This is a genomic window from Variovorax boronicumulans (genome assembly GCF_029892485.1).
In the GTDB taxonomy this organism is placed as follows: Bacteria; Pseudomonadota; Gammaproteobacteria; order Burkholderiales; family Burkholderiaceae_C; genus Variovorax; species Variovorax boronicumulans_B.
Window position 1 is genome coordinate 1 of record NZ_JARXVG010000020.1, and the last position, 14,048, is coordinate 14,048.

Here is a 14,048-nt window from a genome sequence, read left to right on the forward strand (position 1 = left end):
TAGGGACGCAGACAGCAGGGTCGCCTTTTCTTTGCTTACGTTCTTTTGGCGAAGCAAAAGAAAGTAAGTCGCCCGCCGGGGCGAGACCCGGCCTCGGAAAGCAAACTCAAAAAGCCGCCCGCCCCGCAGGAGCAGGTCGATGACCGACAACGCCCCCCCACCGGAAGACGACCGCACCCGCGTCGTTTCCAGGCCCGCACCGCAGCCGACAACAAGCACCGGCGACACAGCCGCAACCGTCATCACCGCCGGCACTACAAGCCTGTCCAACGTCCCGGTCACAAGCCCGGCAGCAGGCACGCACGACGCCGGCCTCCTCCCCGTAGGCAGCCGCCTCGCGGAATTCGAGATCACCAGAGTCATCGGCCAGGGCGGCTTCGGCGTCGTCTACGAAGCCTGGGACCACGACCTCGAACGCGTGGTCGCCGTCAAGGAGTACCTGCCGACATCCCTGTCGACAAGGCAGCAGGACGGCACCGTCGTCCCCCTCTCGGAAAGACACCGCGAAACCTTCGACCTCGGCATGCGCAGCTTCATCAACGAAGCCCGCCTCCTCGCCCAGTTCGACCACCCCTCGCTCCTGAAGGTCTACAGGTTCTGGCAAGAGCGCGGCACCACCTACATGGTGATGCCCTTCTACCGCGGCGACACGCTCCGGGAAGCCTTGGTCGCGATTCCAGCAGGCGTCGACGAGGCCTGGCTCATCCGCATCATGGACGGCGTGACCCAGGCGCTCGGCGTGATGCACAACGCCAATTGCTACCACCGCGACATCGCGCCCGACAACATCATCCTGCTCGAAGGCTCAGGCCGCCCGGTGGTGCTCGACTTCGGCGCCGCGCGCCGCGTGATCACCGACAAGACGCAGGCGATCACCGTCATCCTCAAGCCCGGCTACGCGCCCATCGAGCAGTACGCCGAGATGCCCGACATGTCCCAAGGCGCGTGGACCGACGTCTATGCGCTCGCGGCCGTGATGCACGTGGCCGTGTGCGGCCGCGCACCGCCGCCGTCGGTCGCGCGGCTCCTGTCCGACAGCTACGTGCCGCTCGCGGGCAACGACATCCTGCGCCAGCGCTACAGCCTGCGCCTGCTGCAGGCCATCGATGCGGGCCTGGGCGTGCGGCCCGAGCAGCGGCCGCAGTCGATGGCCGAACTGCGCGCGGCGCTCGACCTGGAAGTCGGCCACAGCATCGCGCCGACGCCGCGCACGCAGCCGCCTTCGGGCGCGCGCACGGGCGGGAACAACACGGGCTCCAACGCGAATGCCGCCACGGTGATCGCCGGCAAGAAGGCGCCACCCCCCGCGCCCGCACCCGGCAGCGGCAACAGCAGCGGCGCGGGCAAGGGCAAGGCCGTTGCCGCCATCGCCTCGATCGCCGTCGTTGCCGCCGTCGCAGGCGGCGGCTGGTGGTGGTACCAGGGCCGCGCGGCCGGCGCCGACAAGCAGGACGTCGCCTCCACGCCGCCACCGCCGCTGGAGAACGTCACGAAGGTGGACCCTCCGCCACCGCCTCCGCCACCACCGCCCCCTCCGGCGGCGCCGCGCACGCCGCTCGAATCGCTGCAGTCGCTCACGGCCGGCGCCGCGCCGGGCTTCGAAGTCACGGCCACCGCGAAGAAGCCCGAGGTCAACATCGGCAAGGACAAGCTCGCCTTCGAGATCCGCAGCAAGCGCGACGGCTTCGTCTACGTGTTCCTGCTGTCCAGCGGCGGCGAGATGTTCCTGCTGTTCCCGAACCTGCTGGACAAGTACAACAAGATCAGCGCCAACAGCGCGTTGTCGCTGCCGCGCGCCTCATGGCCGATGGACGCGGGCGGACCCGCCGGCACCAACCAGTTCGCCGTGCTCGTCAGCGAACACGAGCGCGACTTCAGTGCTTCCGGCGTGCAGAACGACGGCGTGTTTCCGCAGTTCCCGCTGCCGGTGCTCTCGGCGCTCGAAGCCACGCGCGGCACCGGCCCGTCTCCGCTGCTGGGCAAGCCGACCTGCGCGCCCGGCGCACCGTGCAACGACGTCTATGGCGTCGCGAATTTCAAAATCGTCGAGAAGTAATCGTCTGTAGACGTTGGCCCATCGGCTCGATGGCCGCTTTTTCCGGACAAGGAGACTTTCATGCATACCTCACAGTCGCCACGCTTCACCACCACGCTGCTTCGCTGGGCCGCCTTCGCGGCCGTCGCGTCGCTGGCAGGCTGCGTCAACCCGCCGCCGGCCGCGACCGCCGACACGACGTCCGCCACCGACACGGCATCGACCGCCGGCTCGCGCCCGGCCTCCACCGGCGCGAGCGTGGCGGGCCAGGCGCGCACCTTCTCGACCCAGCTGGCCACCTACACCGCGGTGAGCTTCGATGCGATGCCGGGCTGGTCGCGCGACGATTTCTCCGAGACCTGGCCCGCGTTCCTGGGCAGCTGCAAGGTGCTCACCGGCCGCGGCGCCGAGTGGAAGGAGGTCTGCGACCGCGCGGCCAAGGTCGATGGCAAGAATCGCAACGGCATCCGCAGCTTCTTCGAGAGCGAGTTCTCGGCCTACCAGATCCGCGACGACGACCGCAAGCCCGACGGCGTGGTCACCGGCTACTTCGAGCCCGAGATCGCGGGCAGCCGCACCTACGGAGCGCCCTTCATCTACCCCGTGTACGGCCAGCCGGAAGACATGCTGTTCGCCGATGCGCGCAAGCTCCCGGCCGGCAGCGGCACGGTGGCCGCGAAGGTCGAAGGCCGCAACGTGGTGGTGCAGACGGGCCTGAGCACCCGCGACATGGGCGCCCCCGGCCTCTATGCGCTCGACCTCTCGGCCATCACCCGCGACACGCTGGACCGCAAGGTGCGCATGCGCATCGAGGGCAAGCAGCTGCTGCCGTACTACACCCGCGAAGAGATCGAGACCAAGGGCGCGCCCAACGCCAAGGTGCTGGCCTTCGTGAGCAGCGCCACCGCGCTCTACGAAATGCAGATCCAGGGCTCGGGCCGCATCAAGCTGGCCAATGGCGACACCATTCGCGTGGCCTATGCAGAGCAGAACGGCCAGCCTTTCCGTCCCACCATTGCGCAGGCCGCCAACGGCAAGCCGCGCAGCGCGGTGAAGGTGCGCGGCTCGTCCATCGAACTGCAACTCGATGACGGCGACGACGACGATGTCGGCAGCGTCGACAGCAGCGTCATCCGCACCCGCGGCTTCACGCTCGCACGGCCCACCGCCAGCGGCGCGGTCGTGGTGCCGGGGCGCCGCACCGCCGGCGAGGTGACGGGGTCGGGCATCAAGGACCCGAGCTACGTGTTCTTCAAGGAAGCGACCTCGCCCGTGGGCGGGCCGGTGGGCGCCTTCGGGGTGCCGCTGTCGGCGGGGCGCTCGATCGCGGTCGATCCGCGCAGCACGCCGCTGGGCTACCCGGTCTTCGTCTCGACCCGCACGCCCGGCAGCGGCGCACCGATGCAGCGCCTGACCATCGCGCAGGACACCGGCGGCGCGATCCGCGGCGCGGTGCGGGCCGACTATTTCTTCGGCAACGGCCAGGCGGCCGCGACCAACGCGCGCCGCATGAAGGAGCGCGGCCAGCTGTGGATTCTTCTGCCGCGCGGCCTGGCCGTGGCGCAGGCGGCGGTGTCGTCGGCGATCCGCACGCGCGGTGGCCCGGTGGGCGCCGGCTTGCCGCAGTGCCTGGTGCCAACCGAAGGTGTCTGTGTGGATGACTGATCCGGTCTCGGCCTAACGCTTGTCCCTTCATGCAGGAAACGCTGTCGTCCGCGGAAAGCACCGAACTCGTCCGCCTCTGGCGGCGGCGGCAGACGCTGTCCTCGAACGACATGGGTGCGATGTACCGCATCGTTGGCGATGCGCTCGTGGCCTGCAATCCGCCCGAACTCCAGGTGCTGGGCGAAGGACGGCAGGAACTGGTGGCGCAGTTCATCTACGTGAAGGTGCTGCGGCTCGATGCCGATCCGGACGAGGCCGACGAGCGCGCGAGCCACAGCGCGCCTTCGACCGCCTTCGCGCTGTGCGCGTACTTCCGGCGCTACCTGATCGACTGCACCCGCGCGAGCTCGTTCCGCCGCAAGATTTCCATCGGCGACCAGATCACCGAGGCGCAGCTCGAGGACGAGATCGGCGCCGGCGAAGACCTCGACGGCTGCCTCGCCGAACACGGCCTGAGCGCACAGGCGGTGCAGCTCGCGGCGCGTGCCTTCATCGCCGAACTGCCCGAGCCCGAACGCATCCTCCTGTGCGAGGGCTTCGGCAAGGAAGCCGAGGGCGGGCTCTCGGGCATCGCCTCGCGCCACGCCATCGCCTCGTACCACTACCGCGCGGGGCGGCTGGGCCTGGTGCACAAGCGCGAGGGCCTGACCGCCGACTACGCCAAGACCCGGCTGGGCGGCTGGATCCAGCAGACCCTGGGCATCGCCATCGAGGCGGAAAACATGGCGGCGATCCTGCAGGTTTTCAAAATCCTCGGTGCTGAAGCGTCTTATGCCTGAAGACATAGCCATTCAGGAACAGACCGCCATGAACACCGAACTCTGGCCCCCGCTCAGCGTGATCCGCAATGCGTTCGAAAACGGCCCCGCCGCCGTGCCGGACGCGGGCCCCGCCGTGGCCACGGTGGCCATGCCGGGTGCCGTGCCGGGCGCTGCTGCTGCGGCGGCCGCAACGCCCGCACTGCAGGATCTCCTGCTCCCCCTCACCGAATTGGCCCGGCGCCGCGAGGCTGTCGCCCAGCGCGCCTTTCCCGCACGCTGGGCGCCGGGCCGCCTCATCAGCGTGGTGCACGAGGGGCGACTGCTCGGCGTGCTGCTGGACCGCTGCATCCACGGCGATCTCTGGCAGGGCTGGATGGCCGCGGGCGAGGCCGACTGGGCCGGCGCCTTCGACGTGCTGCTCGAGCCCGACGACGAACCCTTCGAGCCGGCGTTCGGGCTCATCCAGGCGTGGAACGTATTGACGCTCGAACCCAGCCCGCAGCTGTGCGCGCGTGTGCTCGGCGAGGTTTCGGCCACGCGGCTCGCCGCGATCCGCGCGGTGCACGACGAGTGGGCCGCGCAGAAGGTGCTTCCCATCGCGCCGGAACCGGGCCGCGTAGCGCTGCGCACCGTGGGTGGCGTGTTCTCGGTGCTCTCCGGCACACCGCTCGGTGCGCAGGACCCGCGCGCCGACTACCAGGCGCTGTATCGCACCGTCGGCATGCAGCTGGGTGCAGCGCCGGTGCCGTCGTCCGCCGCATCGCCGGCCGACCCCGCGCCGCCGCGCGCCCGGCCGCAGGAGCGGCCCGAGGGCGGCTGGTGGGGCAGCATCCGGCGCTGGTTCGGTGCCGATGGATGGATGCGGCCCGCGTTCGCGGTGCTCGCGCTGTGCGTGGTGGTGCAGAACGTCGGACTGCTCGGCGGGCGTGCATCGGAAGAGGACGAGGTGCGCTTTCGCAACGTGCCGACCGCACCGGCTACAGCATCGGCCAACCTGGTCGTGCGGTGGAAAGACGGTGTGCGCGTGGACGAGGCCGACCGGCTGCTGCGCACGATCTCGGCCGAAGTGGTCGGCGGGCCGGGCACGAACGGCGTCTGGCGCTTGCGCGTGAACGATCCGGTCGGCGGACTGTCGTTGCTCGCGGCCTCGCCGCTGGTCGAATCGGCCGGGCCGGCTTCGGAGCGGCCATGACGTCGGCCGTGTCCCTGTCTTTCTCCCTCCCCTTCCGGGGGAGGGCAGGGGTGGGGGCAAGCGGCGTATCCATCGGGCGCTCTGCCTGGCCCCATCCCAGCCTTCCCCCGGGAGGGGAAGGAGCCATGCGGGCTCGGTGTTTGCGGGTGCTGCTGTCGTTGGTGTTTCTGCTGTTCGGCCACACCGCCTTCGCCACCCAGCGCGCCCTGCTCGTCGGCGTCTCCGAACTCGTCAACCAGCCGCAGGCCCTCTGGCTGCAGGCGCCGCGCAACGACGTGATGCTCATGCGCGACGCGCTGCAGAAGCAAGGCTTCGCGCCCGCCGACATCACCGTGCTCGCCGACGGCGTGAGCGGCTCCGTGCTGCCCGAATCGCAGGCCATCCACGAAGCGCTCGGCCGCCTGCTCGCGCAGTCGAAGAGCGGCGACTTCGTGCTGCTGTATTTCTCCGGCCACGGCACCCGCCTGCGCGACAGCAACAAGCGCTACCAGGAGCCCGACGGCCTCTCCGAGAACTTTCTCGCACGCGATGTGCGCGGCACGCTCGGCGCAGACAACGCATTGACTGGCGACCTGCGCGATGCCGACTTCGACGCCTGGATACAGGCCTTCCTCGCGCGCAACGTGTTCGTCGCCTCGGTCTTCGACACCTGCTCGGCGAACTCGATGACCCGCAGCACGACCGACGCACCGGCCACTGCCGAAGGCCCGCCCGACGACCCGGTGCGCTGGCGTGGCCTGCGCACCGCGCAACTGATCGGCGCGCCCGGCCCCGCGGCGCGTGTCGCCATGGCGCGCCCCACCGTTACCGACCCCGTGCCGCGCGCCCGCTACGTCGCGCTCTTCGCATCGGAAAGCCACCAGATCACCCCCGAACTGCGCCTGCCGCGCAAGAACCGCAACGCGCGTCCACAGGGCCTTTTGACCTGGGCCGTGGTGGAGGCGCTTTCGCGCAAGCCCGCCACCTGGCGCGACCTGTTCGATGGCGTGCTGGCCGTCTATCCGCCGGTGATCGACGAACTCGCACAGCGCTTTCCCACGCGCGAACTGCCCTCGCCGGTGGCCGAGGGCAACCTTGATGCACCGATCTTTGCCAACCGCGCGCAGGCCGCGTCCACGCGCCCGGTCTGGCGCGCGCAACGCTCCGGCGACACGCTCACGCTGCAGGCCGGCCAACTCGACGGCCTGGTGGCGCAGCAGCCGCTGCGCGTGCTGGCCACGATGGACGACGGCACGGTGCGCAGCGCCGAAGGCACGCTGGCGCAGGCCTTCACCGACAAGGCGCGCATGGCGGTGCCGACCGCGTTGCGCGAACTCTCCGGTGCCGCGCTCTGGAACATCACGCCGCTCGGCGAGCCGCCCTCTGTCGCACTGCGCGTGCGCGCAGAGGCCGGCCTTCCGCCCGGGCTGAGCCTCGAATACCCCGCCTCCGTGATCGCCGTGAACGAAGCCGACAGCGCCGACGTGCGCTGGACCGGTGGCCGGCTCGAAGTGCTCTCGCCCTTGCTCGGCGCAGGCGCGAAACCAGTGCCGGCCGACGGGGCAACGGCGCGCCGACGCCTGGAGATGCTGGCCCGCCTCAAGTGGCTCAACCAGCTCTACACCATTGCCAAGGATGCGCAGTTCGACGGCTTCGACGCGGTGTTCGAGGTGTGGAACGGCGACCGCCTGGTGCGCAGCGGCTCCGCACAGCAGGTCGACGCGAAGCTCCTGCCGCTGCGCAGCGGCGAGCGCGCCGTGCTCAACGTGCGCAACACCAGCGCGCGCTCGGTGGACCTGGTCATCGTCGGCATCGATCCGCAGGGCGGCGCGCGCCAGGTCTACCCCGAGGACCCGGGCGAGACCAACCGCTTCAAGCGCGGCACGCGCGAGGCCCCGGCCATCAAGCGCTTCGAGCTGCCGTGGTTCAACGCGGAAGGCGGCCGGCTGCTCGTGCTGGCCACGCCCGCGGCCCCCTATAGCGCGCCGCGCCTTTTCGGCACGGGCGCGGGCGATGCCGTGGCCGAAGTACGGGTGCGCGGCGCGCTGCAACCCGAGAGCGAGCGGCAGACCTTCGCCGCGATGGTTCATTGGGCGGGCGAAGTCCCGGCCGCCAAGTAACGACGACACACCACCACCCGTCACCGAATTTTTCTCAGGAGATCGACATGAGCTGGACCTACGATGGAAAACTGGACCCCGACGAGGCCCTGCGCCTGCTCGACTACCTGTCGGGCGAGTCGGGCAACGACTTCTCGATGATGATCGAGAGCAAGGGCACGCCGATCGAGGGCGAGTCGGTGCGCACCTACGAAGACGGCAAGCAGCGCATGGACATCGGCGGCTACTCGTACAAGTCCGACGTGGTCATTCCGCCCGGCTCCAGCAAGGGCAAGCTGCGCAACTACTCCTTCATCGTGATCCGCGACTGCGATGCGGCCACGGCCTCCATCGCGAGCCTGCTGAAAAGCCAGGACGCAGACCTCAAGGTGACGGTGTCGGTCTTCAAGGCCGGCGGCGACAGTTCGAAAGACCTGCAGTCGCACCTGGAGTTCGTGCTCGAGGGCGCGCGCGTGAACTGCCACGCCATCGTGACCGGCGGCACGCCCAAGCGGCCCTGCGACATCATCTTCTTCGACTACACGAAGCTGGAGATCCGCTCGGCGCCGCAGCAGAAGACCGGCGCGCGCGGGGCCGTGCGCACCTGCACCTTCACGGGCAACTGACATGACCACCTCCGCCGAACTCCTGAAGTCCGCCGACCCGGTGGCCGCGCTCAAGGCACTGAGCGACGAGGTGCGCGCCAAGCCTTCCGACAGCAAGCACCGCGTGTTCATGGCGCAGTTGCTCTGCGTGCTGGGCCAGTGGGAGCGCGCGCTCAACCAGCTCACCGTCGCGGCCGAGCTCGATGCGCTCGCCGTTCCGATGAAGCAGGTCTACGGCGAGGCCGTGCGCTGCGAGGGCCTGCGCGCCGAGGTGTTCGCCGGCACGCGCACGCCCATGATCTTCGGCCAGCCCGACGAATGGCTGGCGCTGCTCATCGAGTCGCTGCTGCGGCAGGGGCGCGGCGAGTCCGAGCTGGCCGAGGACCTTCGCCAACGCGCGTTCGATGGCGCACCCGCCATCGCCGGCACCATCGACGGCACGCCCTTCGAATGGCTCGCCGATGCCGACATGCGACTGGGCCCCGTGCTCGAAGCCTTTGTCAACGGCAAGTACTACTGGATTCCCTACGCCCGGCTCGCGCACATCAAGATCGAGCCGCCCGAGGACCTGCGCGACTGCGTCTGGATGCCCGCGCACCTGCAGTTCGAGAACGGCGGCGAAACCCTCGCGCTCATTCCCACGCGCTACGAAGGCACCGAGAAGAGCGAAGACGGCGAACTGCGGCTCGCGCGCAAGACCGAGTGGCGCGAGCTGCGACCCGAAGTCTGGGCGGGCTATGGCCAGCGCGTGCTCGGCAGCGATGCCGGTGAGTACGCATTGATGGACGTGCGCGAGATTCTCTTCAACCCGGTGGCCTCCGCCGAAGAAGCAACGCCAGAGGAAGGCACCGAGAGCGGAGGCGGCTGAGGTGGCCGAGCTCACCGCCCAGGAGCGCCTGCAGCCCTCGCTGCTCGACCGCCTGGTCGACAACGCGCCCACCGAAAAACGCGAGAGCGACGAGAAGCGCACGCTCACCAAGCAGGCGCTGCGCGCGGCCGTGCTGCGTGACCTGAGCTGGCTCTTCAACGCCACCGGCTTCGGGCTTGCGATGGACGACAAGCAGTACCCCAATGCAGCGCGCTCGGTCATCAACTACGGATTGCCTATGCTGTCTGGCCAGTTCACCTCGTCGGTGCAGCGTGTCAGCATGGAACAGGCTTTGAAGAACGCAATCCTGCAGTTCGAGCCGCGCATTTTGTCCCGCACCCTCGAAGTGGAACTCGTCATGGAAGGCTCGTCACTGGACTCGCACAACAGCATCGGGCTGCAGATCCGCGGCATGCTGTGGGCGCAACCCGTGCCGCTGGAGTTCCTGATGCGAAGCCGAGTTGATTTGGAAGAAGGCCGCATAGAGATCGTGGACATGGCGCAAAACCCAAGGTAAGTCCTGACATGGACCCTCGGCTGCTGAACCTGTATGAACAGGAACTGCGCTATTTCCGCGAGAGCTCTTCGGAGTTCGCGCGCGCCTTTCCGAAGATCGCGCACCGGCTGGGCATCGAGGGCCAGGAGGTCGCCGATCCTTATGTGGAGCGGCTGATCGAGGCCACGGCCTTTCTGTCGGCACGCGTCAACCTCAAGCTGGATGCCGAGTACCCGCGCTTCACGGGGCACCTGCTGGACATCGTCTATCCGAATTTCCTGGCACCCACGCCTGCGATGGCGGTCGTTTCGTTTGCGCCGGATCTTGACGATGCGAACCTGGCCACCGGCCCGAAGCTGCCGCGCGGCGCCGGGTTGCGCGCACGCCAGGCCGTGGGGCAGAACACGCACTGCGAGTTCCGCACATCGAGCGCACTGCGCATCTGGCCGATGGAGGTGCAGCGCGCGCAGTACTTCACCTACGCGCCCGACCTGCCGCTGACCACGCATCCGCAATCGCGCGCCATCCGCGGCGGCCTGCGCATCGCGCTGCGCGCAACAGCGGGGCTCAAGTTCAACCAGATCGCGCTCGACGACCTGGTGCTGCACCTGGGCGGCGCCGAAGACGTCGCTTGGCAGCTGCAGGAATGCGCATTGGGCCAGCCCATCGGCGTGATGGTGCGGCCGCTGTCGCCCACCGGCGCATTGCAGGGAGTGGCGCAAAGCCTGCCGCCCAGCGCGATCCAACCTGTCGGTTTTGAAGACGACGAGGCACTGCTGCCGGTCACGGCCACGGGCTTCTCGGGCTTTCGCCTGCTGCAGGAGTACTTCGCGTTTCCGCAGCGCTTCCAGTTCCTGCGCATCGCCGGGCTGCAGGCGCTGCTCGCGACGATGCCGGTCGCCGACATCGAGCTGGTGCTGCTGTTCTCCCGCGGCGATGCGGCGCTCGAAAAACTGGTGAGCGCCGAGAACGTGCAGTTGCACTGCGTGCCGGTGATCAATCTCTTCAACAAGCGGCTGGACCGCGTGCCGCTGAGCGAAGGCGTGAGCCAGTTCCACCTGGTGCCCGACCGCACGCGGCCGCAGGACTTCGAGGTGCACACCGTCACCGAGGTCGTCGGCCACGGCGCGCCCGGCGCCGATGCGTCGGCGGCGGAGCAGCCGTTCCGGCCTTTCTATTCCGCCTTCCACGGCACGCGGCACAGCCACCCCGCCTACTTCACGACCACGCGCGAGCCGCGCATGCTGTCGGTGAGGCAGCGCACCGAGGGGCATCGCAGCAGCCACATCGGCTCCGAGGTCTACATGCAGATCGTCGATCCGCAGCAGGCGCCGTATGCGGCCACGCTGCGGCAGCTGGCGGTGAGCGCGCTGTGCACGAACCGCGACCTGCCGCTCCTGATGCCGCTGGGCCGCGACAACGACTTCGATTGCGTCGACTCCTTCCCCGTGCAGCGCGTGCGCATGGTGCGCGGGCCGTCGCGGCCGGTGTCGCCGGTGGTGAGCCAGGGGCTGGGCTGGCGGGTGGTCGATCACCTCGCGCTCAACTACCTCTCGATTTCCGACAGCACGCCGGAGCAGGGCGCCGCTGCATTGCGCGAGACGCTGATGCTCTATGCCACGCATGCCGACGAGATGCGCCAGGGCCAGGTGCGCGGGCTCCTGTCGGTCAAGAGCAAGCCGGTGGCGCGCCGCCTGCCGCTCAAGGGGCCTATCGCCTTCGGGCGTGGGCTCGAGGTGACGCTGGAGGTCGACAAGGATGCGTTCCACGGCCACAGCGTGTTCCTGTTCGGCGCAGTGATGTCGCGCTTTCTCGCGCGCCATGTGGAGGTCAACCACTTCGTCGAGACCGTGCTGCGCGTGGCAGGCAAGGGCGAGACCATGCGATGGAGGCCGCTGTGCGGGACCCGGCAGATTCTGTAGCCACACGTGTGGACACGGCGCTGCGCGGGTGGTCGGCGCAGCCGTGGTCGTTCGATTACTTCGCGGTGATGCGCAGGCTGGAGTCCGTCGCCGCGACCACGCCGCGCTGGGGCCGCGCGCTGCTGCCGAGCGCCGAGCCGGTGCGCGTGGGACAGGAACCCTCGCTTTCGTTCGCACCTGCCAGCTTCAGCCGCTTCGAGCCCGCGACCGCGTACTCGCCGCCGCGCCTGCGCCAACATTTCTTCAGCTACGTCGGACCCAACGGCCCGCTGCCGGTTCACCTGAGCGACTTCATCCGCGAGCGCAGCCTGAATCACGGCGACCCGACCTGGCTGGCGTTTCTCGACAGCTTTCTCCATCGCTTCTCGCTGCACTTCTACCGCGCGTGGGCGCAGGCACGGCCCGCGGTGGCGCTCGACCGTCCGGGCGAAGACCGCTTCAGGCTGCAGATCGGCGCGCTCATCGGCACCGGCACGCCGGGCCGGATCGGGCGCGACGAGGTGCACGACGATGCGCGCCTTCATTTCTCGGGCTGGCTTGCGCGCCGCGTGCACAACGCCGAGAGCGTGGAGTCGGTGCTGTGCAGCTACTTCGGCGTGCCGGTGACGCTGGAGCGCTGGGTCGGCCACTGGATGCGCGTGCCCGCGGACGAGGTCACGCGCCTCGGGCGTGGCGAGAGCTCGCGCTCGATGGGCATGGGCGCGATGCTCGGCACCCGCGCGTGGGACCGGCAGCACCGCGTGCGCCTGCACATGGGGCCGCTCACGCTGGACCAGTACCGCATGTTCCTGCCCATCGGCACCGCGCGGCCGGTGCTGCAGCGCTGGATGCAGCAGCTGCTCGGCGACGAACTCGAATGGGATGCCGAGCTGGTGCTCGAGAAAACCGAGGTGCCCGTCACGCGGCTCGGGCAGAAGGCCGGCAATGCGCCGCGCCTGGGCTGGGCCTCGTGGCTTGGTCAAGACAAGCGTTCGAAAGACGCGGCGGACGTGCGCATCGGCAACAGCTCGATGACCGTCCGGACCGCCCAGACTGCTGTGGGAGCCGCCGCATGACGACGGCATCCGCCCGCGAAGACACGCTCGCGCTCGACGAGGCGCTGGCGCAAGCGGCGACCCTGATGAAGGCGAAGCAGCTGGATGCGGCCGACGAGTTGCTCGCCCGCATCCTGGGGGCCGCGCCCGCCGACCCCGACGCCTTGCACTACATGGGCTTGCTGCGCCATGCGCAGGGCCGTGCCGATGAAAGCATCGCGCTGATCGGGCGGTCGCTCACGTTGCAACCCGCACAGAGCGGCGCCTGGAACAACCTGGGCAACCTGCTGGTCGAGGCCGGGCGCGTCGACGATGCGATGCGTGCCTATGAAAACAGCGTCTCCTTCGCCAAGGGCGACGAAGGCGCCGACGCGCTGAGCAATATCGCCACGCTCGAACGCGGCAAAGGCCACTGGCAGGCCGCCGAGCGCGTCAGCCGCCGCGCGATCGAACTGCGGCCGGCGTTCAGCGAGGCCTGGTACAACCTGTCGATCGCGCTGATGGAGCAGGGGCGCATCCACGAGAGCGTCATCGCCAACAGCCGGGCGGTGGTGCTGCAGCCGCGCAACATGAGCGCGCGCTCGCGGGTGATTCGCGCGCTGGAGCTGCTCGGCGAGCGCGAGCAGGCCATCGGCATGTACCGCGAGTGGCTGGTCGAAGCGCCCGGCAACCCGGTGGTCTCGCATCTTCTTGCCGCCTGCGAGGGACATACGCCGGCACGCGCGAGCGACGGCTACGTCGAGACCGTGTTCGACAGCTACGCCGGAAGCTTCGATGCCAGCCTGGAGAAGCTTCACTACCGCGCCCCCGAACTGGTGGCGCGCGCGGTGCAGGACATGTTCGGCCCGCCCGCCGCGAATCTGGCCGTGGTCGATGCCGGCTGCGGCACCGGGCTCTGCGCTCCGCTGCTGCGGCCCTGGGCTTCGCACCTGGCCGGCTGTGACCTGTCGGTCGGCATGCTGCAGCGCGCGGAGCAACGCGGCGGCTACGACGTGCTGCACAAGGCCGAGCTCACCCACTACCTGCACACCCAGCCCGCCCGGTTCGACCTGGTGGCTTCGGCCGACACGCTGTGCTACTTCGGCGACCTGCACGAAGTGCTGGCGGCCGCCGCGCGCGCGCTGCGGCCCGAAGGCGGCGTGGCGTTCACGGTCGAGGCCATGGCCGGCGGCCGGGATGACTTCAGGCTCGAAGGCAACGGCCGCTACTGCCATGCGGCAGCGCATGTCGAGGCCTGTCTGGCGAGCGCCGGTTTCGGTGCCGTTCGCATCGAGCCGATCGTTCCTCGCCGCGAGGCGGGGCAGGACGTGCAGGGTTGGCTGGCCAGCGCAAGGCTTTCTGCGCAATGACACCGGGCATGGATCGCCGAACTTCAAATTGCCCGGGATGAAT

11 protein-coding genes are annotated in these 14,048 nt (G+C 69.3%); all 11 read left to right on the top strand.

The window, feature by feature from the left end; translation table 11 throughout:
- The first annotated feature begins 139 nt into the window (after positions 1-139).
- The 11 genes from M2282_RS29195 (at position 140) to M2282_RS29245 (ending at position 14,005) form a co-directional block, all read left to right on the top strand.
- Positions 140-2,056 carry a serine/threonine-protein kinase gene (locus tag M2282_RS29195; RefSeq protein WP_280812270.1) on the top strand — a complete coding sequence of 639 codons (1,917 nt, stop codon included), beginning with the start codon at positions 140-142 and terminating at the stop codon, positions 2,054-2,056.
- Positions 2,057-2,116: 60 nt separating this feature from the next.
- The gene (gene mltA, locus M2282_RS29200) at positions 2,117-3,700 is read left to right on the top strand and encodes a murein transglycosylase A (protein ID WP_280812271.1); all 1,584 of its coding nucleotides are present in this window, start codon (positions 2,117-2,119) and stop codon (positions 3,698-3,700) included.
- A 29-nt stretch (positions 3,701-3,729) separates the two neighbouring features.
- The gene (locus tag M2282_RS29205) at positions 3,730-4,479 is read left to right on the top strand and encodes a hypothetical protein (protein ID WP_280812272.1); all 750 of its coding nucleotides are present in this window, start codon (positions 3,730-3,732) and stop codon (positions 4,477-4,479) included.
- A 28-nt stretch (positions 4,480-4,507) separates the two neighbouring features.
- Positions 4,508-5,653 (top strand): hypothetical protein, encoded by a 1,146-nt coding sequence (locus M2282_RS29210; protein ID WP_280812273.1) that lies wholly within the window; start codon positions 4,508-4,510, stop codon positions 5,651-5,653.
- Between the two features lie 125 nt (positions 5,654-5,778).
- On the top strand, positions 5,779-7,752 hold the full coding sequence (locus M2282_RS29215; RefSeq protein ID WP_280812274.1) for a caspase family protein: 1,974 nt from the start codon (positions 5,779-5,781) through the stop codon (positions 7,750-7,752).
- A gap of 47 nt (positions 7,753-7,799) precedes the next feature.
- Positions 7,800-8,357 (top strand): hypothetical protein, encoded by a 558-nt coding sequence (locus M2282_RS29220; RefSeq protein ID WP_280812275.1) that lies wholly within the window; start codon positions 7,800-7,802, stop codon positions 8,355-8,357.
- Position 8,358: 1 nt separating this feature from the next.
- On the top strand, positions 8,359-9,204 hold the full coding sequence (locus M2282_RS29225; protein ID WP_280812276.1) for a type VI secretion system accessory protein TagJ: 846 nt from the start codon (positions 8,359-8,361) through the stop codon (positions 9,202-9,204).
- A gap of 1 nt (position 9,205) precedes the next feature.
- Positions 9,206-9,721: a type VI secretion system baseplate subunit TssE gene (tssE, locus tag M2282_RS29230; RefSeq protein ID WP_280812277.1), complete on the top strand. Its 516-nt coding sequence runs from the start codon at positions 9,206-9,208 to the stop codon at positions 9,719-9,721.
- Positions 9,722-9,729: 8 nt separating this feature from the next.
- On the top strand, positions 9,730-11,622 hold the full coding sequence (gene tssF / locus M2282_RS29235) for a type VI secretion system baseplate subunit TssF (protein WP_280812278.1): 1,893 nt from the start codon (positions 9,730-9,732) through the stop codon (positions 11,620-11,622).
- Between the two features lie 8 nt (positions 11,623-11,630).
- Positions 11,631-12,677, top strand: a complete 1,047-nt coding sequence (gene tssG, locus M2282_RS29240; RefSeq protein WP_280812279.1) for a type VI secretion system baseplate subunit TssG — start codon at positions 11,631-11,633, stop codon at positions 12,675-12,677.
- Positions 12,674-14,005: a methyltransferase domain-containing protein gene (locus tag M2282_RS29245; protein WP_280812280.1), complete on the top strand. Its 1,332-nt coding sequence runs from the start codon at positions 12,674-12,676 to the stop codon at positions 14,003-14,005. Before tssG ends, M2282_RS29245 begins: the two co-directional genes overlap by 4 nt.
- Positions 14,006-14,048: the final 43 nt, after the last annotated feature.

Coding starts and splice junctions, on each gene's coding strand:
- M2282_RS29195 (WP_280812270.1), top strand. CDS start 140: ATGACCGACAACGCCCCCCCACCGGAAGACGACCGCACCCGCGTCGTT.
- mltA (WP_280812271.1), top strand. CDS start 2,117: ATGCATACCTCACAGTCGCCACGCTTCACCACCACGCTGCTTCGCTGG.
- M2282_RS29205 (WP_280812272.1), top strand. CDS start 3,730: ATGCAGGAAACGCTGTCGTCCGCGGAAAGCACCGAACTCGTCCGCCTC.
- M2282_RS29210 (WP_280812273.1), top strand. CDS start 4,508: ATGAACACCGAACTCTGGCCCCCGCTCAGCGTGATCCGCAATGCGTTC.
- M2282_RS29215 (WP_280812274.1), top strand. CDS start 5,779: ATGCGGGCTCGGTGTTTGCGGGTGCTGCTGTCGTTGGTGTTTCTGCTG.
- M2282_RS29220 (WP_280812275.1), top strand. CDS start 7,800: ATGAGCTGGACCTACGATGGAAAACTGGACCCCGACGAGGCCCTGCGC.
- M2282_RS29225 (WP_280812276.1), top strand. CDS start 8,359: ATGACCACCTCCGCCGAACTCCTGAAGTCCGCCGACCCGGTGGCCGCG.
- tssF (WP_280812278.1), top strand. CDS start 9,730: ATGGACCCTCGGCTGCTGAACCTGTATGAACAGGAACTGCGCTATTTC.
- M2282_RS29245 (WP_280812280.1), top strand. CDS start 12,674: ATGACGACGGCATCCGCCCGCGAAGACACGCTCGCGCTCGACGAGGCG.